This is a genomic window from Mycobacterium yunnanensis, from assembly GCF_025823185.1.
GTDB classification, from domain to species: Bacteria; Actinomycetota; Actinomycetes; order Mycobacteriales; family Mycobacteriaceae; genus Mycobacterium; species Mycobacterium yunnanensis.
The window spans coordinates 1-18,870 of the sequence record NZ_JACKVK010000022.1 but is presented as its reverse complement, the minus strand read 5'-3'; the positions used below and the strand labels follow the sequence as shown (position 1 = coordinate 18,870).

Genomic DNA, 18,870 nt, shown 5'->3' with positions numbered 1-18,870 from the left:
TGGAACGTCGTTCCAAACGTGTCAAGATGAGCCGATGACGACCCCGCGGGGCGGGCGACGTTCCGACGCCTTGTCCAAGCAGCGCATCGTGACCACCGCCACCGAGATGCTCGACGAGGCCGGCGAAGGCGCCCTGACGTTCCGCGCACTGGCCGCTCGCCTTCAGACCGGTGCCGGCGCGATCTACTGGCACGTCGCCAACCGCGACGAACTCCTCGCCGCCGCGACCGAGAACGTGATCGCCGACGTCGTGGGCACGCCGCACGCCGACCAGGACCCGCGACAGGCCATCCGCGCGGTCGCGCTCAGGACGTTCGACGCCGTCGACGCCCACCCGTGGGTCGGAACGCAACTGGCCCGCGAACCGTGGTCGGCGACCCTGCGCCTCCTGGAGAGCCTCGGCGGCCACGTCGACGCGATGGGAGTTCCCGAAGCGGCGCAGTTCGATTCGGCGACAGCGCTTCTGAACTACATCCTCGGTGCCGCCGGACAAAATGCCGCCAACGCCCGCCTGGCCCCACCCGACACCGATCGGTCGGCCTTCCTACACGTGGTCGCCGCGCACTGGACCAGTCGAGACCCCGCGCAGTATCCGTTCGTCCATCGCATCGCCGACCACTTGCGCGACCACGACGACCGCGAGCAGTTCCTGGCGGGCGTCGACCTCATCCTCGCCGGAATGGCGGCCGTCGCCGGAACCGACGGCTAGGTCAGCGAGGGGGCCATGGCCCCGTCCCACTTCGGCTCGTGGCTCGGCAGTCGCAGCAGCAGCCGCGCCCCGCCGAGGGGGCTGACGTCCAGTCGTGCCGAGCCACCGTGCAATTCGGCCTGCTGGGCCACCAGCGCCAGTCCGAGCCCGGAGCCCGACCGCGACGCGGTGGTACCGCGGGCGAAACGTTCGAAGACCGCGGCCCGCTCCTCCTCCGGCACGCCGGCCCCGTTGTCGTCGACGGCGATCTCGACACCGGCGACCGAGCTCACCACGCTGAGCCGAATCTCAGTGGCCCCACCGTGTTTGACGGCGTTGGCGATCGCGTTGTCGATCACCAGCCGCAGACCGGCGGGCAACCCGACGATCATCTTCGACGGCGACGGCACCAGCGTGACCCGAAGCCGGGGGTACACCCGTTGGGCGTCGTGTGCGGCGCGGTCGAGCATCTCGGTGACGTCGAAGGACACGAAGTCGTCGGCGGTGGTCAGCTCGCCCTGGGCGAGCCGCTCCAGGGCCGTCAGCGTCGCCTCGATCCTGCCCTGGGTGCGCACCACGTCGTTGACGACCTCGTCGCGCTGCTCCTGGGCCAGGTCCAGCGTGGAGAGCACCTCGAGGTTGGTGCGCATCGCCGTCAGCGGGGTGCGCAACTCGTGGGACGCGACGGCGGCGAAGTCGCGCGCGGACTCCAATGCCGCCTTCGTGCGCTGCTGCTCGGTGCCGATGCGGGCGAGCATGCCCTCGACCGCCTCGGCGATCTCGACGGCTTCCCGCACGCCACGCACCTGCACCCCGTCGGGCATCGACTGGGCGTTGATCGCCCGGGCCTGCTGCGCCAGCAGCCGGAACGGCACGATCATGAGCAGCGAGATCACCCAGCCCACCAGCACGGTGCCCACGATCACGCCGCTGCAGATGAGCAGGACGCGCAGGTGCAGCTGGTCGATGCGGTGCTGGGTCTCGGCCAACGGCGCACCAAGGGCGATCGTGCCGGGGCCCGCGGAGAAGGTCCGCACCCGGTAGGGCACCCCGCCGATCTCGGTGGTGGCGTATCCGTCGGGTAATTCGGGCAGCACGACGTCGGGCGGCACCGACACGGTGAGTCCACCGATGCGCGCGGTGCGGACGACGTTGCCGTCGGGCTTGGGCTGGCGGGCGTCGGTGTTGGGCGTGGCGCTCAACAGGTTGCTGACGTCGCCGAGGCTGCTCACCGAGTCGAGTCGGCGGTCGAGCTGGCTGTACTGGTCGTCGGTGACGCCCACCCACACCCAGGTGCCGAGCACGATCACCAGGACGATCACCGACAGCGCGGCGACCACGACGATCGCCCGCAGGGACAGCACCCTGGTGAGCGGCCGCAACAGCCGGTAGACGCGGTCGTTGAGTTCCACTATCGAAGCCGCGCGCCCAACCCGGCGGCGGCCCGCGGGGTCCGTCGGGCCGGCAGATCCTCGATCGACACGTGCACCAGATTACTGACCCGGCTTCGTGATGATCGTGAAGGTCGTCCGGGGGCCTACCCGAAGTGGGCCTTGGGGATTTGCGCGTGCACGCCGACGGTCTTGTCGACGACCTGGCTGATCGAGAAGTTCGCCGCGGCCGACAGGTAGGCGTATGCGGTCGGACGATCCATGCCACGGTCGTCTTGGAGGAAGTTCAACGCGTTGACGACAGCGCGCCGCATGGTGACGTTCAGGTCGCTGCCTTGACCGTTGGCCCCGCCGTCGGGGTCGGACAGCCCGATCGGAATCCAGACGTCCGCGTTCTCGGCGAAGGGGTACGCATGGGCGACCGACGGCGCGTCCCCGCTGCCCTTCTTGCAGACCGTCAACCGGAAGGTGCCGCGCAGGGCTCCCTCCATTGCCGTCAGTGCGACCTCGCCGTCGCCCATCGCCATGTGGGGATCGCCGACGTAGAACAGCGCGCCGTCTGCGAACACCGGCAGATAGAACGTCGAACCGGGGCCGAGCAGGCCGATGTCGATGTTTCCGCCGCCGAGGGTGGGTGGAATCGAGTTGGCGTTCGGCGACGTCAGGCCGGGTGCGCTCGCGTAGGCGACGCCCATCATCCCCATGAAGGGCCGCAGCGGAAAGCGCACGGCCGCAGTGCCGAACGGCATGACACCGTGGCCGTCCTCGACGGCGGTGAAGGTGGAGACGTTGCCGTACTGAGCCGGTTTCTTGGTCTTCCTGCCGTCGGCGGCCGGGGGTGGCATCACTTCCGCGAGTGTGATGCCCGCCGGTGGCGATCCGTCGGAAGTCAGGCCGAGCGCGCCCTTGCCGTGGCGGCTCGACACCACGCCGTATGGGACCCTCGGGATGGCCTCGAGCGTTTCGATCTTCAGCACGTCGCCCGGTTGGGCGCCCTCGACGCAGATGGGGCCGGTGACGACGTGCGGGCCGTCGACGTCGAAATTGCGCGGCGTCCGGTCGTATCCCGCCGCGACGTCCACTGCGTCGCGGAGGACGTCGGACTCCTTGACGCCATGAGACCCGAAGTACTCCACGGGATTTCGACCCTGATCTTCCAGGATCCCTTCGTGCGACACCGTGTCGACGGTGACCGTCTGGCCCGACTTCATCCGAAGCACCGACGTCGACTCCACCGTCGGGACGTAGCCCCACAGCACCTGGTCGACCTCCGAACTCAAGTAGTGGTCCCCAGGTCTGTCGCCGCTGCCCGGCTGAAGGACCGGGCCGCTGCGCGATGCCGACGGGTCCGACGGGGTGGCACCGCTGCCGCCGCCGGCGGCCGACGAGCACGCTGCCGCGGTGCCGACGACGCCGACGCCGGCGACGATTCCGGCCACCGCCTGCGCGAATCCCCGGCGGCCGATACCGCGGGCGATGGTCTCGACAGCGTGTTCGGCCAGTGAATCGGTCATGGAGAGCTCCCAGCTCGTCGAGGGGCGAAGCGGTCCGTGCAGGGTTTCCCACCCCCTGTTTCTGTGAAGTTGCTGGCACGTAACGCTTCGCGACGGCGGGTTAGCCGACGCGGTAACGGGAAGTCCCGTGTCATGAGCGCAGCGCCGATCACGGCCACACCGGGCCCGCTCCGACAAGCCGTCGTCGGCGCGGGCATCGGCAACACCGTGGAGTGGTACGACTTCGCCATCTACGGCTTCCTGGCCACCTACATCGCCCAGAAGTTCTTCCCGTCGGTCGACGAGACCACTGCACTGCTCAGCACGTTCGCGGTCTTCGCGGTGGCGTTCTTCATGCGTCCGCTCGGCGGCTTCTTCTTCGGTCCGCTCGGGGACCGAATCGGGCGCAAGCGAGTCCTGGCGATCGTGGTGGTGCTGATGTCGCTGTCCACGTTGGGCATCGGCCTGGTGCCGAGCTACGACGCGATCGGTGTGGCGGCGCCGCTGTTGCTGGTGGCCCTGAGGTGCGTACAGGGATTCTCCGCAGGCGGTGAATACGGCAGCGGCGCATGCTTTCTGGCCGAATTCGCCCCGACGCGGCACCGCGGGCTGGTGGTCGCGTTCCTGGTGTGGTCGGTGGTGGTGGGCTTTTTGCTGGGCTCGGTGACCGTCACCGCGCTGGAGGCGGTCCTCTCCGAGGACGCGATGAATGCCTACGGCTGGCGCATCCCCTTCCTCGCCGCAGGTGTTCTCGGCGTGGTGGGTCTCTACATTCGGCTGCGGCTGCGCGACACCCCCGAGTTCGAGAGCCTCCAGGACTCCGGCGAGGTCGCCGAATCCCCGCTTCGGGAGGCGGTGCGCACGGCGTGGCGGCCGATCCTGCAGATCATCGGCCTGGTCGTGGTCCACAACGTCGGCTTCTACGTCGTGTTCACCTACCTACCCACCTACTTCACCAAGACCTTGGGCTTCACCAAGATCGACGCCTTCGTCTCGATCACCGTGGCCAGCGTCGTGGCTTTGGTGCTGATCCTGCCGCTGGCCACATTGTCGGATCGTGTCGGACGCAAACCGGTGTTGATCGCCGGTGCCGTCGGCTTCGCGGTCTTCGCCTACCCCTTGTTCAGTCTGCTCAACGCCGGTTCACTCGGCGCCGCCGTCGCCGCGCACGCCGGATTGGCAGCCCTGGAGGCGGTATTCGTCTCGGCGTCACTGGCCGCGGGTGCCGAATTGTTCCCGACGCGGGTGCGGTCGACGGGGTATTCGATCGGCTACAACGTGTCGGTGGCGGTGTTCGGGGGCACCGCCCCCTACGTCGCGACCTGGCTGACCGACCGCACCGGCAATCCCGTGGCGCCCGCCTACTACGTCATCGTGGCGGCGGTGGTGACCCTCGCGACGGTGCTGACGATGCGGGAGACGGCCAACCGTCCGCTAGCGCGCGGGTTCGACGACCCATCGCCCGTGGCGAAGCACCCCGACCACCCGCAACTCTGAATCGAGCACCACTGCATCGGCTTTCGCGCCGGGACCCAGACCGTCGGCCGGCAGTCCGAGCGCTCGGGCAGGGTTGAGCGACGCCTGCCGCACCGCCAATTCCAGTGCCTCGTCCCTTGGCAGTCCGCTGTGGTGGACGGCGAACCGGAACACCACGTCCATCGTCGCCGTGCTGCCTGCGATGGTGTCGGTGCCGGCCACCGAGGCGACCCCGGCCACGACGTCCACGGCCAGCGGCCCCAGGTGGTAGCGACCGTCGGCCATGCCGGTCGCCGCCATGGCGTCGGTCACCAGCGACACTCGGTCGGGTCCGACGCTGCGCGTCACGTGGCGGTAGATCGCCGGGGCGAGGTGCACGCCGTCGGCGATCAGCTCGACGGTCACCCGCGGGTCCTCCATCAGTGCGACGACGGGCCCTGGCTCACGCCGGTCGACGGGCCGCATCGCGTTGAAGAGATGGGTGCCGACCGTCGCGCCCGCGTCGACCGCGGCGAGTGTCTGCTCATAGGTCGCCTCGGTGTGCCCGACCGCGGCCACCACGCCGGCTGCCACCAGTCGACGGATCGCCGCCAGCGCGCCGTCGCGCTCGGGAGCGATGGTGACCATGCGAACCGCACCGCCACCCGCGGCGAACACGCGGTCGATCTCGTCGGGTTCGGGGTCACGCATCAGTCCGGGTTGGTGGGCGCCGCACCTCTTGGTGGACAGCCACGGGCCCTCCAGATGGATGCCGTCAATCAGGCCGCTGTCGACGTCGGCGGCCAAACCCGTTACTTGCCTCAGCAATTCGTCCGGACCCGCGGTGACGAGGGAGGCGATCAGCGCCGTGGTGCCGTGGCGCCGATGCAGATCCGTCGCGGTGGCCGTCTCGGAGTGGGTCGCGGAGGTGAAGTTGGCTCCGCCACCGCCGTGCACGTGCGCGTCGACGAACCCCGGGACCACTGTCACCGCACCCAGTTCTCGGTCCGCGGGGCGTGGTGGCGCCCCACTGCCGACGGCCGCCACCGCGCCCCCGTCGACGTCGATCCATCCGGGCCGCAACGTTTCTCGGCCGGTGAGCAGGGTGTCGGCGGTGACGAGCACTCAGATTCCCTGCCAGGCCGGCTTCGAGCGGTAGGTCTCGCGGTAGTAGTCGACGAGCTGCAGCCGGCGGGCGGCCGCGTCGTCGAGCAGCACCGTGGCGTGCGGGTGGTGCTGCAGGATCGTGGCGGGCCACATCGCACTGACGGCGCCTTCGACGAGGTGGTGGACCGCCTCGGCCTTGCTGCGGCCGGTGGCCACCAGGATCAGATGCCTGGCCTCCATGATGGTTCCGAGGCCCTGCGTCAGGCAGTGCGTCGGCACCGCATCCACGTCACCACCGAAGAACCGGGCGTTGTCGACGCGTGTCTGTCGTGTGAGGGTCTTGATGCGCGTGCGCGACGCCAGCGAGGAGCCCGGCTCGTTGAACGCGACGTGCCCGTCGGTCCCGATCCCGAGGATCTGCAGGTCCACTCCACCGGCGTCGTGAATGGCGGCTTCGTATGCCGCGCAGGCGGACGGAATGTCGTCGGCTGCGCCGTCGGGGCTGGACACTGCGCCGGGTGCGAAGTCGACCCGCGAGGTGAACACCTGGTCGATGACGTTGCGGTACCGCTCGGGGTGGTCGGCGGGCAGGCCGACGTACTCGTCGAGGGTGAATCCGCGGGCCTGCGCGAAGGACACCAGCCCCGCGTCGCAGCGCGCCGCCAGTTCGTCGTAGATCGCCAGTGGTGACGACCCGGTGGCCAACCCCAGGACGGCGTCGGGTTTCCTGCTCAGCAGGGCGCCGATCGCGTCGGCGGCGACGGCGCCGATGTCGGCGGCGTCGCGGCAGATGACGACTTCCATTACTTGTTCGCGGTGAAAAGGTGTGCGCCGGTGGCGATGTCCGCGCCCTCGAGGACCGATTCGCCGGCGATGACGTTGTCGGCCTCGCGCTCGTCCATGACCACGACGGGCACGATGGGGTTCAGACCCTTGGCGACGATCGCGGGGACGTCATAGGAGATGACGAGTTGACCGGCGGTGACGACGTCGCCCTCGGTGGCATGCGCGGTGAAGCCCTCACCGCCGAGCGCGACGGTGTCCAGACCGAGGTGGACCAAGACCCCGACGTTGTCGGGAGTCATCACCACGTAGGCGTGCGGCATGAGTTTGAGGAGCTTGCCGCCGACGGGGGCGACGGCCTCGGTGACCTGGTGCGGCGGTTCGACGGCGGCGCCGTACCCGACCATGCCCTGGGAGAAGACCGGATCCGGAACGTCCTGCAGTGGGACGGCGCGCCCCGCGACCGGCGCGAGGACGTGTGTGGTGCTCATCTGCTCAACAATACGAGTACCGCTGCAACCGGGTCTCGTGATCCCGGGTTCTCGTCTAGGCTTCTCCCGCAGCCGGGGCGGCGGCCAACGCGTGCCGCAGAGGAGGGCGACGTAACATGACTGACACCACGAAACCTGCAGGAACACAGCATAAGTCGGGTGTGCGAATCCCTGGCTTCGCGCAACTACAGCGACTCGGCAAGAGCTTGATGCTTCCGATCGCGGTCCTGCCCGCAGCGGGAATCCTGCTGCGGCTGGGGCAGGATGACCTGCTGGGCAGCATCAAGGCACCGGTCATCGGGCCGTTCTTCCAGGCGATGACCGCGGCGGGTGACGCGATCTTCAGCAACCTTCCGCTGCTCTTCGCCGTCGGCGTCGCGATCGGTTTCGCCAAGAAGGCGGACGGTTCGACCGCACTGGCCGCCGTCGTCGGATACCTGGTGGTGCAAGCGGTCTTCAAGACCATGTCGCCGGTGGTGCTGGCCGGTGAGGTGGACAAGGCAGGCGAGCAGGCGCAGATCAACTACAGCGTGTTCGCCGGAATCTTGGTCGGGTTGCTCACGGCGTACTTGTTCGACAAGTACCACACCATTCAATTGCCTTCGTATCTCGGCTTCTTCGGCGGTCGACGCTTCGTTCCCATCGTGGTGTCCCTGGCGTGCCTGTTCCTCGCGTTCGCGATGAGTTATTGCTATCCGCTCTTCGACGCCGGCCTGACCGGGCTTGGCAAGTTCATCGGCGGGTCGGGAGCCATCGGCGCGTTCATCTACGGATTCGCCAACCGGATGCTGATTCCGTTGGGCCTGCACCACATCGTCAACTCGTTCGTGTGGTTCATCTACGGCGACTACCAGACCCCCGACGGCAAGGTGGTCACCGGCGAGCTGACTCGGTTCGCGGCGGGCGATCCCTCCGCCGGTCTGCTCACCTCCGGCTTCTACCCGATCCTCATGTTCGGACTGCCCGCGGCGGCGTTGGCGATGATTCACGTCGCGAACAAGAAGCAGCGCAAGGTGGCGGTGGGCATCCTGTCGGCGGCCGCGTTGACCGCCTTCCTGACGGGGGTGACCGAACCGCTGGAGTTCGCGTTCATGTTCGTCGCGTTCCCGCTCTACGTCGTGCACGCCGTCCTGACGGGCCTGTCGCTGGCCATCGCGTACCTGCTCGACATCCACCTGGGCTTCTCGTTCTCCGCCGGCCTGATCGACCTGTTGCTCTACGGCACCGCACCCGCGGCGAAGAACATCCCGCTGCTCATCGGGATGGGGGTCGCCTTCTTCGTCGTGTACTACCTGCTGTTCCGCTTTGCGATCGTGAAGTGGAACATGCGCACCCCCGGCCGGGAACCCGAGAACGAATTCGAGGCCGAGGAACGCGCCAACCTCGGTGAGGGAGAGGTGTCGGCCACGACGGTCGCGGCGGGCGGAACGGGTACCGTGACCGCCACGTCCGTGACACAGGCCCCCGTCGCCACAGACAGTACGGCCGAGCGACTCATCGAGGCGTTCGGCGGTCGGGACAACCTGGTCAACGTGGACGCGTGCATCACGCGCCTTCGCATGGAGGTCGCCGACCCGTCGAAGGTCGACCAGGCGCGGTTGAAGGCCCTCGGCGCCGCCGGGGTGATCGAGGTCGGCAACAACGTCCAGGCCGTCTTCGGCACCCAGGCCGAGGCGCTGAAGAACGACATCAAGGACGTCCTCTAGTCCGTCTGCGGCAGGTCCTTCGGCAAGACCACGGCGGCGATCGCGGCTGCGACGACGGCCAGCGCCAGGATGGTGCCTGCGACGGCAGGCCAGCCGTACCGGTCGAAGGCCACGCCGCCGAACCATCCGACGACGCTGGAACCGCCGTAGTAGAAGAGGTTGTAGAGCGAGGAGGCCTGCGCCTTGCCGACGGGCGCCGACTGGCCCGTCCACCCGGAGGCGATCGAGTGCGCGCCGAAGAATCCGGCGGTGGCCACGACCAGACCGGCGAGCACGACGAACACGTTGTCGCTCAGCGTGATCGCCACACCGGCCACCATGATGGCGACGGAGACCATCAGGACCCGCTTGCGGCCGAAGCGCGTGGCCTCCGCACCCGCGCGCGATGACGCCCAGGTGCCTGCGAGATATGCCAGGAACACCAGGCTGACCAGGAACGAGGGCAGGAAGAACGGTGCTCCGGTCAACCGGAAGCCCAGGAAGTTGTACAGCGCGACGAAGCCGCCCATCAGCAGGAAGCCCTGCGCGAACAGCGCGAGCTGCCGCGGTGTGCGCAGATTGACCGCCAACCGATGGGCGAGAGTCCCGTCCGGCCCGGCTCCCCGCCGGGGAACGAAGCCGCGCGGCGAGGGTGCCAGCTTCACGAAACCCATTGCCGCGCAACCACACAGTGCCGCGACGGTGAACACTCCCCCGCGCCAGCCGACGAACTCGGCCACCGGGCTGGCGACGAGGCGGCCCAGCAGTCCACCGATGGTGGTACCCGCGACGAAGGTGCCAGCGGCCCGTGCGGCGTGCGCGGGGTCGATCTCCTCGGTCAGGTACGCCACGGCGATCGCGGGCACCCCGCCGACGAAGAGACCTTCGAGGAAGCGCCCGGCGAGAAGGACGTCGTAGGTGGGCGCGAAGGGCACCACGAGCCCGATGGTGGTGGCGACGCCGACGGAGATCGTCATCGCCTTGACTCGCCCGATGCGGTCGGCCAACGTCGACCACGGGATGACGCCGAGCGCCAGGCCGACGGTCGACGCCGAGATCGTCAGCGCCGCGTCGGCGGCGCCGATGTGGAGGCCGCTCGCGATGAGCGGTAGCACCGCTTGCGGCGAGTAGAGCTGGGCGAAGGTCGCCACGCCGGCGCAAAACAGTGCGGCCAACAGCCGTCCGTATTCGGCCGATCCTCGGCTGTGGCCCACCCATTGCGGCGTGGGGATCTGTTCGACGGACACTCGTGCCACGGTAGGAAGCCCCAACTCATGTGTCCAATGCATGATCCTGATCGGGTCGATACGCCAGACGTATCATCGGTCGTCACGCGCCGGACGTCTCGGTCAGGGACCGGCCAAGAAATCTACGAAGCGCCGGGCCGGCGGGGCCAACGGGCGGTCCCGCTGCCACACCAGGCCCACCTCTCGCTTGGCACCTCGGTTGGTCAGTGCGACGTGCACGCTTCTGGTCGGGCCGGCGTCCTCACGCGGGACGGGCACCACGGCGACGCCGAAACCAGCGGCGACCAGGCCCTCCATCGTGGGGATCTCGGTGGCCTCGAACACGATGTCCGGCACGAGGCCCTCCTCGGCGCACAGCTCGTCGGTGACCTGCCGCAGCCCGTACCGTTCGGCCAGCGCGACGAAGGGCTCCCCTGCCGCCGCCGACAGTCGGGTGCGGGCTCGGGTGGCCAGCCGGTGTCCCGGTGGAACGGCCAGACACAGCCGTTCGACGTAGAGCCCTCGCCACACGACGCCCGCGCCGTCGGGCCTCGGGGCGGTGATCGCCAGATCGGCCTGACCGGTGAGCACCCGCTGGGTGATCTCGTGCGCCGGACCCTGGAACAGTTCGAAGCCGATTCCTGGCACGGCGTCACGGAAGCGCCGAAGTTGTTCGGGCACGTACCAGCTCGCCAGCGAGTGCAGGAAGGCCAGCCGCACGCGTCCGCGGTCGGGGTCGAGCAGGGCGGCGATGCGGTCGCCGGCCGAGTGCATCTCCGCGATGCTCCGCCGTGCGTGCTCGAGCATGATGTGCCCGTAGGCGTTGAGCCGGAGTCGGCGGTTGACCCGGTCGAAGAGCGGGGTGCCCGCCTGCTCCTCGAGGCGCGCCAAGGCACGCGAGAGCGTCGGCTGACTCACCTTCAGCTCGGCGGCCGCGACCGTCACGTGCTCGGTCTCGGCGAGGGTGACGAACCACTGCAGCTCCTCGAGGCGCACCGCCCGACCATAGCGAGTCGGGCCGTCACCGACCGGCCACGGAGCGCTCCAGGTAGGCAAGCGCGCTCGCCCCATTGGGTGCGACGTGGATCAACTCGGCGGACGGGATGGGCAGGAATCCGTCGGCGTCCATCCTCTCGAGTTGTCGGGCGAGCCCGTCGTAGAACCCCGCCGTGTTGAGTAGCACGACCGGCTTCTGGTGAAAGCCGTGCTTGCGCAATTCGAGGATCTCGGTGGCTTCGTCGAGCGTGCCCAGTCCGCCGACCATGACGACGATCGCGTCACATCCGGCCAGCAGCAACGCCTTTCGCTCGGCGAGGTCGGCGGCGAACACCATCTCGTCGGCGTCGACCCTGGCCTTGGCGCGGAGGAATTCGACCGAGACTCCGACCAGCCGCCCACCCGAGGCCCGGACGCCGTCGGCAACCACCTTCATCAGTCCGGTGTCGGAACCACCCCACACCAGCGTGTGACCGCCGGCGCCGAGCAGGGCGGCGAACTCCTCGGCTGCGGTGGTGTACCGCTCGTCGAGGTCGGCGGCGGAGAGAAAGACGCAGACCTTCACGCGCCCAGTATGCGTGGTGCACACCTGCCTCACAGCTGGATATTGTCTACTGTACTTAGATGAGGTCCCGACGATGCAAGAGGTGAACCACGTGGCTGCAACGGAGACGACGTTCGACGGAGTACGGGTGCGATTCGACAGCGACCGCACCGTGCCGGAGTTGTACGACGCACTGCTCGCCGACGTCGGCACCCACCCCGTGCCCATCAACGACATCGCCGCCCAGCACGCCGACTGGGCGTCCTACGAGCACGCCGTCGAACAGTACGTCGGGCCCCACGGATTCATGCTGTTTGCGACGTTCGACCACGGCGCCTGGATCGGAAAGGCCGGCATCGACCGTCGCGTACTGCGCGTCATCGTGGGCAACCCGCTGATCGCCATCACGATGCTGCGCCACGACATCACGGCCGGACTGTTCGCGCCGGTGGAACTGCTGCTGACCGAGGAGGACGGCGACCGCAGCGCCCTGACCTACGTGCGCCCGTCGTCGCTCATGGTCGTCGAACCCAACCCGCCGCTGCTGGAGGCCGCCCTCGCCCTCGACGAAAAACTGGCCGCCATGGCCGAGTCGGTCACCGCCGGTTAGGACCGACGCGCACTCAGCGGCCGTGGGCGGCGAAGAACTGCGCGCTCGCCAGCGACGCGTTGGTAGCCGTCGTGGTCAGCCCCGCCCCCGGGAGGGTGAAGTTGCCCGTCGGCCAGGTGTGCCCGCCGCCGTCGATCTGCAGGAGCACGACGTCGGTGCCGTCGGCGCATCCGACGGCGCTGAACCGGCGCACCGAGGTGCCGTCACCCGAATTGGGCAGTAGGTCTTCGACCGGGTCGGCCGAGCATCGGTCGATTCCGCGCCAGCGCGCCGAGAGCGCCGGCGCCGACAGGATGTCGCTGGGCCCGCCGCGACCCACCATGCCGCCGCCGTTGAAGGGCACGACGGGGTCCGCGGTGCCGTGGAAGGCCAGCACCGACACCGGCCGGGACGGATTGCACGCCACACCGGATCCCAACGTGCCCGAGACCGGGGCCACCGCGGCGATCACGTCGGCCCGGTCACATGCCAGCCGATTGGCCATGAAGCCGCCCGCCGACATCCCGGTCGCAAAGACTCGGCCCGGCGGAATGCCGTAGTCCCGGACCAGCCGGTCGGTCAGGGCGATCAGGAAGCCGACGTCGTCGACGCCCCGGCGGTCGGGCGTGGACGCACCACGCCCGTCGGCCCAGCTCTGGTCGATTCCGTCGGGGTAGGCCACCACGAAGCCCAGCGCGTCGGCGGCCGCGCCGTAGTTCGTGCTGGCCGCCTGTCCCGCTCCGTCCATCCCGGCGCCGTGGAGGTTGATCACCAGACCCGCGGGCTGGGCCACGCCGGCGGGGGCGTGCACGAGGTAGGTCCGCTGCAGACCGCCGAACGACAGCTCGCCGCGAACGTCCCCACCAGGAAACGCCGCCGCGGTGACGGCCAGGCCGACGAAGGCGCAACCGAGAACCGTCACCAGCGCGGTCAGGCGGACGAGGAGCGACCGAGTCGATGCGTGCATGCGGTCAGTGTCGACGGCGAAGTTGGACGGCGGGTGAACTTGGGAAGCTTGGCCGGGTGTGGTCACCTGCTCCCTGTACCGCGACCGTCGACGACCGAAACGCCTAGGCGCACCCGACCCGCTCGAAAGCCCACGTGAGGCGGCCCCCGGCGCGCCAGAATGGGCCGATGCGCTTCGGAAACTTCATGGCACCCTTCCATCCGGTCGGGCAGAATCCGACTCTGGCGATCGAACGGGACCTCGAGCTGATCGTCGCGATGGATCGCCTCGGGTTCGCCGAGGCGTGGATCGGCGAACATCATTCCGCCGGCTTCGAGATCATCTCCTCCCCCGAGGTCTTCATCGGCGTCGCCGCCGAACGCACCAAGCACATCAAGCTCGGCACCGGCGTCAGCTCGCTGCCCTATCACCATCCGCTGATGCTGGCCGACCGCATGGTGCTGCTCGACCACCTCACCCGCGGCCGGGTGATGCTGGGGTGCGGGCCGGGACAACTCACCTCCGACGCCCACATGCTCGGCATTCCCGCCGACGCGCAGCGGCCCCGCATGGAGCAGAGCCTCGATGCCATCACCCGCCTGCTGCGCGGGGAGACGGTCACCATGCACACCGACGGCTTCACGTGTGAGGACGCGCGTCTGCAGTTGAGGCCCTACACCGAGCCGTGTTTCGACATCGCGGTCGCCGCGTCGTTCTCGCCCACCGGGCCACGTGGGGCAGGCAAGCACGGCGTGGGCATGCTCTCGATCGCCGCGACCGCCCGCCAAGGCATGGATTTGCTTGCCCAGCACTGGAAGACGTGGGAGGACACCGCGTTGGAGCACGGTCACGTCGCCGACCGGTCCAAGTGGCGTCTGGTCGGACCGATGCATCTGGCCGAGACCCGCGAGCAGGCCGAGCGTGACGTCGAGCACGGCATCGTCGAGTTCTCCCAGTACTTCAAGCACCTGCTGCCCGCCGGACCGGTGCAGGGCGACACCGTCGCCGAGATCCTGGCCAACAACCGGCAGTCCGGTTTCGCGGTGATCGGCACACCAGAGGACGCGGTGGCCAAGATCGACGAGCTCGTCGAGGCGAGCGACGGTGGATTTGGGGCGTTCCTGCTCTTCGACCACGACTGGGCACCGCCGGCCGAGAAGCTCAAGAGCTACGAACTCTTCGCCCAGTACGTGATGCCGCGCTTCACCGGGCAACTCGCCGCGCCGGCGGCCTCGCGGGACTGGGTGCTGGCCAGCGGGACGGAGTTCATGGACCGCGCCGCGCACGCGATCGGCAAGGCGATCTCCGACCACGAGGCCGAACGATCCGCCAAGCAGGCCTGACGCGCCGCGATGGATCCCCACGTGCAGGAGATGCTCGACGAGCACCAGCTCAAGGCGCTGGTCAACCTCTGTTGTCGCGCCGTGGACCGGGGTGACCTCGAGCTGGTGCGGAGCCTGTATCACCGGGACGCCGTCGACGCCCACGGTCGGAGGCCGATACCTGGACAAGTACCAAAAGCGCGAGGGCGGATGGGGTTTCGTCGAACGCTCGATCGTGACCGACTGGGCGCGCGTCGACGATCCGTCACCGGTGCGGTTCGACCACCCCCTGACGAGGGGTACGCCGCGCGGCACGCTGGACGCGAACGACCCGTCCCACCAATTCTTCTCGCTGCTTGGCTCTCGCTGAGCGGGGAACACCCCATCGATGGAGACCATCGACTACGCCCCAGGGCGGGCTGCCGACGTGTACGGCTCCCCGGACGACCCGGCCGTGCTGCTGTGGCACGGCATGCAGACCGATTCCAAGGGGGCACTGACGCCACTGGCCGCGTTGATCGCGGGCCACCGCCTCGCCGTCGTCGTCCCCAATTGGAATTCCCACGCCGCCGACGGCGGACGTGCCGATCTGCTCGCCTCGGCGGCGTTCGCGCGCGGCAACGCCGTGAACGCAGGCAACCTGGTCGTGGTCGGATGGTCGATGGGCGGGCTTGCCGCAGCAGGCGCGACGATGAACCCCGAGGTCGCGGGCATGCGCTTCGCTCACACCATCTGCCTGGCCGGGGCGTTCACCGCCACCGACCCGATCTCCGGCGGCCGGCTCGAGGAGCAGCCGAGCGTCGCACCGACCGGTGCGTTCACGCTGCTGCACGGCCTGCACGACGACGTCGTCCCCATCACGGTCTCCACCACGTTCGCCAATCACCTGGGCGACCATGGCTGGCCGGCGGAGGTGGTGGAGCTCGACGCGGACCACGGCTCGATAGCCGGTGCGGCCTACGACGCCGAGGGCGACCGCTACGTGCCGTCCGACGACCCGAGGACCGTCGACGTCGCACGCGAGGTCGCCGAACGCATTGCCGTGGCAGCGGGCCGCTGACCCACTAGGCCGGCCGCGACGACCTCGTCGCCACCCTGGCCGCCGCGTAGAGGACCGCACCCACCGCCAACAGGATCGCGCCGAACAACCACACCTTGGCGTCCTGCTGGGTGAGCAACAGGATGCACGACCCGACACCGAGGACCGGCGCAGGCGTCCACACCCGAAAGTGGTCGTGCTCGACGGTGTCTCGCCGCAACACCAGCACCGCCACGTTGGTCGAAATGAACACGAACAACAACAGCAGCACCACCGTCTCGGCAAGTGTGGACAGGTCCCCGACGAGGGTGAGCGCCATCGCCACGACCGTGGTCGCGACGATGGCGACCCATGGCGTCCGGCGGTTGGGCAGCACCCTGGTCAGGACCGCGGGCAGCAGCCCCTGTTCGGCCATGCCGTAGGTCAGCCGGCTGGACATGATCATCGTGAGCAGCGCGCCGTTGGCGACGGCGACGAGGGCGATGGCACTGAACACCCAGTCTGGGATGCCGACGCCCGACGCGCCGACGACGGCCAGCAGCGGGCCCGACGATTCCGCCAGTTCGCCGGGCGAGAGAGCGGTCGCGCTGGCGATGCCGACCAGGACGTAGACCACGCCCGCGGTGAGCAGTGAGCCGAACAGCGCTGTCGGATAGACCCTTTGCGGGTTGCGGACCTCCTCGATGACGTTGGCCGAGGTCTCGAATCCGACGAAGGAGTAGTACGCGACGATCGCCCCGCTCAGCACCGCCAGCGCGGGTGTCGCACCGGTGGGAAATTCCGTCACGCGGCCGACGTCGCCGCGGCCGCCGGAGACCATGACCGCCACGACGACGATCACGATCAGCAAGCCGGACAATTCGACGACCGTCATCACCACGTTGCTCTTGACGCTCTCGCTGATGCCCCGGGCGTTCAGGGCGGCAACCAACACGAGGAAGACCATGGCCGCGGGCACCGCGGGCACGTCGACGAAGGTGCGCAGGTAGTCACCGGCGAAGGCCAGGGACAGGCCGGCGGCACTGGTGACGCCGGCGGCCAGCATGCTGAAGCCGACGAGGAACGACACCAACGGCTTTCGAAAGGCACGTTCGGCGAAGACCGCGGCGCCGCCGGCCTTCGGGTACTTGGTGACCAACTCGGCGTAGGAACCGGCCGTGAGCAGCGCCAGCAGCAACGCCACCAGCAGGGGCGCCCACAGCGCGCCGCCGACGTCCTTGGACAGCACGCCCATCAGCGCGTAGATGCCCGCCCCGAGCACGTCACCGAGGATGAACAAGAACAACAGTGGGCCGGTGATACCCCGCTTGAGGGGCCCGTCGAGGTCCTCGTCGCCCGTGCGGGTCTCGGTGGTGCGCTCGGTCATGTTCGGCGTCTTACCCACTCGGGTGCGGCGCAAGCACGTTCGGCCGGGCGGAAATTCACGGGCTACGGTGGAGAAGATGGCGATCGAGACGGCAACTGCCGCACCCACCCTGTGGACGCCGGCCCGCGTCTTGGTGACCCGGTCGGCGTCCGAACTGCCACACGGCGCGGACATCATCGCGCGGTGCGAAGCGGCCGGAGTGGCCGACGTCCGGGTGCTCTCCGGCGACCGACTTCCGCCCCTGCGCGCCGAGAACGAGCGTGCGACCTACGCCCTGGCCAAGCGCACCATGGCCGTCGTCGTCGCCCCGCCGAGCAAGCGCCGGCTGCAACCCATCCCGCCGAGCGCCGATTGGCGTGTCGACCTTGCGGAGGGCTGTCCCGGGCACTGTCAGTACTGCTATCTGGCGGGGTCCCTGTCGGGTCCACCGATCACCCGGGTGTACGCCAACCTGCCCGAGATCCTGGCGGGGATGGACGATCACGTGGGGCGCGGCACGGTCACCTCCACCTCGGCCGAGAGGGCGTCGGAGGGCACCACGTTCGAAGCGTCGTGCTACACCGATCCCCTTGCGCTCGAACACATCACGGGGTCGTTGTCGACGACGATCGCCCACGTCGGCACCCACGACTGGCCAGGACCCGTGGGGCTGCGCTTCACCACCAAGTACGACGACGTGGCACCACTGCTGGACCTGCCACACGCCGGTCGCACCCGCGTCCGAATCTCGGTCAACGCCGACGAGGTGGCCAACCGCTTCGAGGGGGGTACGGCCCGCCTGCCGCAACGCCTTTCGGCGCTGAGCCAGCTGGCCCGACATGGGTACCGGGTGGGCCTCACCGTCGCCCCCATCATGCCGGTACCCGGGTGGCGGGAGGCGTATGGCGCACTGCTCGCCGACGTCGCCGCCGCCGTGGCGGGCGTGCCCGACCTCGACCTCACGGTCGAGTGCATCACGCATCGCTTCACCGAGACCAGCAGGGACGTGCTGTTGGGGTGGTACCCCCGTACCAAACTGGAGATGGACGACGAGCAGCGCACGCGCAAGTTCGGAAAGTACGGCGCCGCGAAGTACGTCTACCCCAAGGACGTCATGGGCGAGTTGCGTTCGTGGTTCGACTCCGCACTCGCCGACATCCTGCCGATGGCTCGACAGCTGTACTGGACCTGAGGCCCTCAGGAGGTCCAGCCGGTGGCGGGCGGCCACAGCTCGACGTCGGACCCGGCGTTGGTGAGGCGCACCTGCCGATACTCGTTGTCGGCGGCCGAGGCGACCTGGTCGGCGTAGACGCGACGTGCTTCGTCCTCGGAGCCCCGGACTACGACGGTCTCCCGCACTCCCTGGGTCTCGTCGCCCCCGAACGTCGCCCGAACCACGACGACGCACCATTCGTCCGCCGTTCGGTTGGCCGATGTGTTCATGCCGCCCCCTCAGTCCGTCGCGTCGCCCGATCGCTTGACCACGTCGGGCGCCACCTCACGGGTGGCCATGCCACCGCTGCGACCGTGATCGGCCGGGCCGGGCGGCGGCTCGGTCGCCTCGGTGTGCTCGTCGGTGGTCTGCTCGCGTTCATCGGCCATGGAAGGCAGATGCCCAGGCGAGCAGGTGTTCAACCGCGCCTAGATGTGATGTCCAGGGAGGTTGGTCAGTCTGGTGACTGGTGGGCGGCCTCCGATGGCGGAGTGGGCTCGGTGGTGATTGTAGAAGTGCAGCCAGCCCGGTAGCGCGGTGTTGCGTTGGTCGGTGGA

At 69.0% G+C, this 18,870-nt stretch carries 20 protein-coding genes and 1 pseudogene; 8 read left to right on the top strand and 13 right to left on the bottom strand.

All coding sequences use genetic code 11. The annotated features are described in order from the left end of the window. The first annotated feature begins 34 nt into the window (after positions 1-34). The gene (locus tag H7K45_RS29750; RefSeq protein ID WP_263999795.1) at positions 35-709 is read left to right on the top strand and encodes a TetR/AcrR family transcriptional regulator; all 675 of its coding nucleotides are present in this window, start codon (positions 35-37) and stop codon (positions 707-709) included. Here H7K45_RS29750 and H7K45_RS29745 read toward each other — a convergent pair. Next, the gene (locus H7K45_RS29745; RefSeq protein ID WP_263999794.1) at positions 706-2,100 is read right to left on the bottom strand and encodes a sensor histidine kinase; all 1,395 of its coding nucleotides are present in this window, start codon (positions 2,098-2,100) and stop codon (positions 706-708) included. The genes H7K45_RS29750 and H7K45_RS29745 overlap by 4 nt on opposite strands. A 125-nt stretch (positions 2,101-2,225) precedes the next feature. Further along, the gene (locus H7K45_RS29740; protein WP_263999793.1) at positions 2,226-3,593 is read right to left on the bottom strand and encodes an acetamidase/formamidase family protein; all 1,368 of its coding nucleotides are present in this window, start codon (positions 3,591-3,593) and stop codon (positions 2,226-2,228) included. Between the two features lie 132 nt (positions 3,594-3,725). Between H7K45_RS29740 and H7K45_RS29735 the strand changes: the two genes are divergently transcribed. Beyond that, positions 3,726-5,069 carry an MFS transporter gene (locus tag H7K45_RS29735; RefSeq protein WP_263999792.1) on the top strand — a complete coding sequence of 448 codons (1,344 nt, stop codon included), beginning with the start codon at positions 3,726-3,728 and terminating at the stop codon, positions 5,067-5,069. Here the strand turns inward: H7K45_RS29735 and nagA are convergent. The 3 genes from nagA to H7K45_RS29720 are packed head-to-tail and all read right to left on the bottom strand — an operon-like array spanning position 5,007 to position 7,408. Further along, the gene (nagA, locus tag H7K45_RS29730; protein WP_263999791.1) at positions 5,007-6,152 is read right to left on the bottom strand and encodes an N-acetylglucosamine-6-phosphate deacetylase; all 1,146 of its coding nucleotides are present in this window, start codon (positions 6,150-6,152) and stop codon (positions 5,007-5,009) included. The genes H7K45_RS29735 and nagA overlap by 63 nt on opposite strands. Further along, positions 6,153-6,938 carry a glucosamine-6-phosphate deaminase gene (gene nagB / locus H7K45_RS29725; RefSeq protein ID WP_263999790.1) on the bottom strand — a complete coding sequence of 262 codons (786 nt, stop codon included), beginning with the start codon at positions 6,936-6,938 and terminating at the stop codon, positions 6,153-6,155. Next, on the bottom strand, positions 6,938-7,408 hold the full coding sequence (locus tag H7K45_RS29720; RefSeq protein ID WP_263999789.1) for a PTS sugar transporter subunit IIA: 471 nt from the start codon (positions 7,406-7,408) through the stop codon (positions 6,938-6,940). The genes nagB and H7K45_RS29720 overlap by 1 nt, the downstream gene beginning before the upstream one ends. A 116-nt stretch (positions 7,409-7,524) precedes the next feature. On the opposite strand from H7K45_RS29720, the gene H7K45_RS29715 reads away from it, so the two are divergent. Further along, positions 7,525-9,114 carry a PTS transporter subunit EIIC gene (locus H7K45_RS29715; protein ID WP_263999788.1) on the top strand — a complete coding sequence of 530 codons (1,590 nt, stop codon included), beginning with the start codon at positions 7,525-7,527 and terminating at the stop codon, positions 9,112-9,114. On the opposite strand, the gene H7K45_RS29710 is transcribed toward H7K45_RS29715, so the two are convergent. The 3 genes from H7K45_RS29710 to H7K45_RS29700 form a co-directional block, all read right to left on the bottom strand. Next, on the bottom strand, positions 9,111-10,340 hold the full coding sequence (locus H7K45_RS29710; protein WP_263999787.1) for an MFS transporter: 1,230 nt from the start codon (positions 10,338-10,340) through the stop codon (positions 9,111-9,113). The genes H7K45_RS29715 and H7K45_RS29710 overlap by 4 nt on opposite strands. A gap of 102 nt (positions 10,341-10,442) precedes the next feature. After that, positions 10,443-11,315 (bottom strand): LysR family transcriptional regulator, encoded by an 873-nt coding sequence (locus H7K45_RS29705; RefSeq protein WP_263999786.1) that lies wholly within the window; start codon positions 11,313-11,315, stop codon positions 10,443-10,445. 25 nt (positions 11,316-11,340) lie between these two features. Beyond that, the gene (locus H7K45_RS29700) at positions 11,341-11,880 is read right to left on the bottom strand and encodes an LOG family protein (RefSeq protein ID WP_263999785.1); all 540 of its coding nucleotides are present in this window, start codon (positions 11,878-11,880) and stop codon (positions 11,341-11,343) included. Between the two features lie 73 nt (positions 11,881-11,953). Here H7K45_RS29700 and H7K45_RS29695 point away from each other — a divergent pair, with 73 nt between their 5' ends. Then, positions 11,954-12,469 (top strand): DUF302 domain-containing protein, encoded by a 516-nt coding sequence (locus H7K45_RS29695; RefSeq protein ID WP_263999784.1) that lies wholly within the window; start codon positions 11,954-11,956, stop codon positions 12,467-12,469. Positions 12,470-12,482: 13 nt separating this feature from the next. Here H7K45_RS29695 and H7K45_RS29690 read toward each other — a convergent pair whose 3' ends face one another. Then, a complete protein-coding gene (locus tag H7K45_RS29690; RefSeq protein WP_263999783.1) occupies positions 12,483-13,415 on the bottom strand; it encodes an extracellular catalytic domain type 1 short-chain-length polyhydroxyalkanoate depolymerase in 933 nt (310 codons plus the stop codon). Positions 13,416-13,582: 167 nt separating this feature from the next. Here H7K45_RS29690 and H7K45_RS29685 point away from each other — a divergent pair, with 167 nt between their 5' ends. From H7K45_RS29685 to H7K45_RS29675, 3 genes are all read left to right on the top strand, one after another. Continuing rightward, positions 13,583-14,737 (top strand): LLM class flavin-dependent oxidoreductase, encoded by a 1,155-nt coding sequence (locus H7K45_RS29685; protein ID WP_263999782.1) that lies wholly within the window; start codon positions 13,583-13,585, stop codon positions 14,735-14,737. Positions 14,738-14,828: 91 nt separating this feature from the next. Further along, positions 14,829-15,086 carry a hypothetical protein gene (locus H7K45_RS29680; protein WP_308206448.1) on the top strand — a complete coding sequence of 86 codons (258 nt, stop codon included), beginning with the start codon at positions 14,829-14,831 and terminating at the stop codon, positions 15,084-15,086. Between the two features lie 18 nt (positions 15,087-15,104). Then, on the top strand, positions 15,105-15,776 hold the full coding sequence (locus tag H7K45_RS29675; RefSeq protein ID WP_263999781.1) for an alpha/beta hydrolase family protein: 672 nt from the start codon (positions 15,105-15,107) through the stop codon (positions 15,774-15,776). Between the two features lie 4 nt (positions 15,777-15,780). Here the strand turns inward: H7K45_RS29675 and H7K45_RS29670 are convergent, their stop codons facing one another. Beyond that, positions 15,781-17,121, bottom strand: coding sequence for an APC family permease (locus H7K45_RS29670; protein WP_263999780.1), 1,341 nt, complete (start codon positions 17,119-17,121; stop codon positions 15,781-15,783). A 76-nt stretch (positions 17,122-17,197) separates the two neighbouring features. On the opposite strand from H7K45_RS29670, the gene H7K45_RS29665 reads away from it, so the two are divergent. Further along, positions 17,198-18,292: a spore photoproduct lyase family protein gene (locus H7K45_RS29665; protein ID WP_263999778.1), complete on the top strand. Its 1,095-nt coding sequence runs from the start codon at positions 17,198-17,200 to the stop codon at positions 18,290-18,292. 5 nt (positions 18,293-18,297) lie between these two features. Here the strand turns inward: H7K45_RS29665 and H7K45_RS29660 are convergent, their stop codons facing one another. The 3 genes and pseudogenes from H7K45_RS29660 to H7K45_RS29650 form a co-directional block, all read right to left on the bottom strand. Beyond that, a complete protein-coding gene (locus H7K45_RS29660) occupies positions 18,298-18,543 on the bottom strand; it encodes a hypothetical protein (RefSeq protein ID WP_263999776.1) in 246 nt (81 codons plus the stop codon). A 9-nt stretch (positions 18,544-18,552) separates the two neighbouring features. Next, on the bottom strand, positions 18,553-18,702 hold the full coding sequence (locus H7K45_RS29655) for a hypothetical protein (protein ID WP_263999775.1): 150 nt from the start codon (positions 18,700-18,702) through the stop codon (positions 18,553-18,555). 39 nt (positions 18,703-18,741) lie between these two features. Then, a pseudogene (locus tag H7K45_RS29650) lies at positions 18,742-18,870 on the bottom strand (IS481 family transposase); the annotation flags it as partial.

What these genes read in the sequence shown, in the direction of transcription:
- H7K45_RS29655 (WP_263999775.1), bottom strand. Translation starts at nt 18,702, where the DNA reads ATGGCCGATGAACGCGAGCAGACCACCGACGAGCACACCGAGGCGACC.
- H7K45_RS29740 (WP_263999793.1), bottom strand. Translation starts at nt 3,593, where the DNA reads ATGACCGATTCACTGGCCGAACACGCTGTCGAGACCATCGCCCGCGGT.
- H7K45_RS29665 (WP_263999778.1), top strand. Translation starts at nt 17,198, where the DNA reads ATGGCGATCGAGACGGCAACTGCCGCACCCACCCTGTGGACGCCGGCC.
- H7K45_RS29685 (WP_263999782.1), top strand. Translation starts at nt 13,583, where the DNA reads ATGCGCTTCGGAAACTTCATGGCACCCTTCCATCCGGTCGGGCAGAAT.
- H7K45_RS29720 (WP_263999789.1), bottom strand. Translation starts at nt 7,408, where the DNA reads ATGAGCACCACACACGTCCTCGCGCCGGTCGCGGGGCGCGCCGTCCCA.
- H7K45_RS29690 (WP_263999783.1), bottom strand. Translation starts at nt 13,415, where the DNA reads ATGCACGCATCGACTCGGTCGCTCCTCGTCCGCCTGACCGCGCTGGTG.
- H7K45_RS29715 (WP_263999788.1), top strand. Translation starts at nt 7,525, where the DNA reads ATGACTGACACCACGAAACCTGCAGGAACACAGCATAAGTCGGGTGTG.
- H7K45_RS29750 (WP_263999795.1), top strand. Translation starts at nt 35, where the DNA reads ATGACGACCCCGCGGGGCGGGCGACGTTCCGACGCCTTGTCCAAGCAG.
- H7K45_RS29670 (WP_263999780.1), bottom strand. Translation starts at nt 17,121, where the DNA reads ATGACCGAGCGCACCACCGAGACCCGCACGGGCGACGAGGACCTCGAC.
- H7K45_RS29695 (WP_263999784.1), top strand. Translation starts at nt 11,954, where the DNA reads ATGCAAGAGGTGAACCACGTGGCTGCAACGGAGACGACGTTCGACGGA.
- H7K45_RS29675 (WP_263999781.1), top strand. Translation starts at nt 15,105, where the DNA reads ATGGAGACCATCGACTACGCCCCAGGGCGGGCTGCCGACGTGTACGGC.
- nagB (WP_263999790.1), bottom strand. Translation starts at nt 6,938, where the DNA reads ATGGAAGTCGTCATCTGCCGCGACGCCGCCGACATCGGCGCCGTCGCC.
- H7K45_RS29660 (WP_263999776.1), bottom strand. Translation starts at nt 18,543, where the DNA reads ATGAACACATCGGCCAACCGAACGGCGGACGAATGGTGCGTCGTCGTG.
- H7K45_RS29735 (WP_263999792.1), top strand. Translation starts at nt 3,726, where the DNA reads ATGAGCGCAGCGCCGATCACGGCCACACCGGGCCCGCTCCGACAAGCC.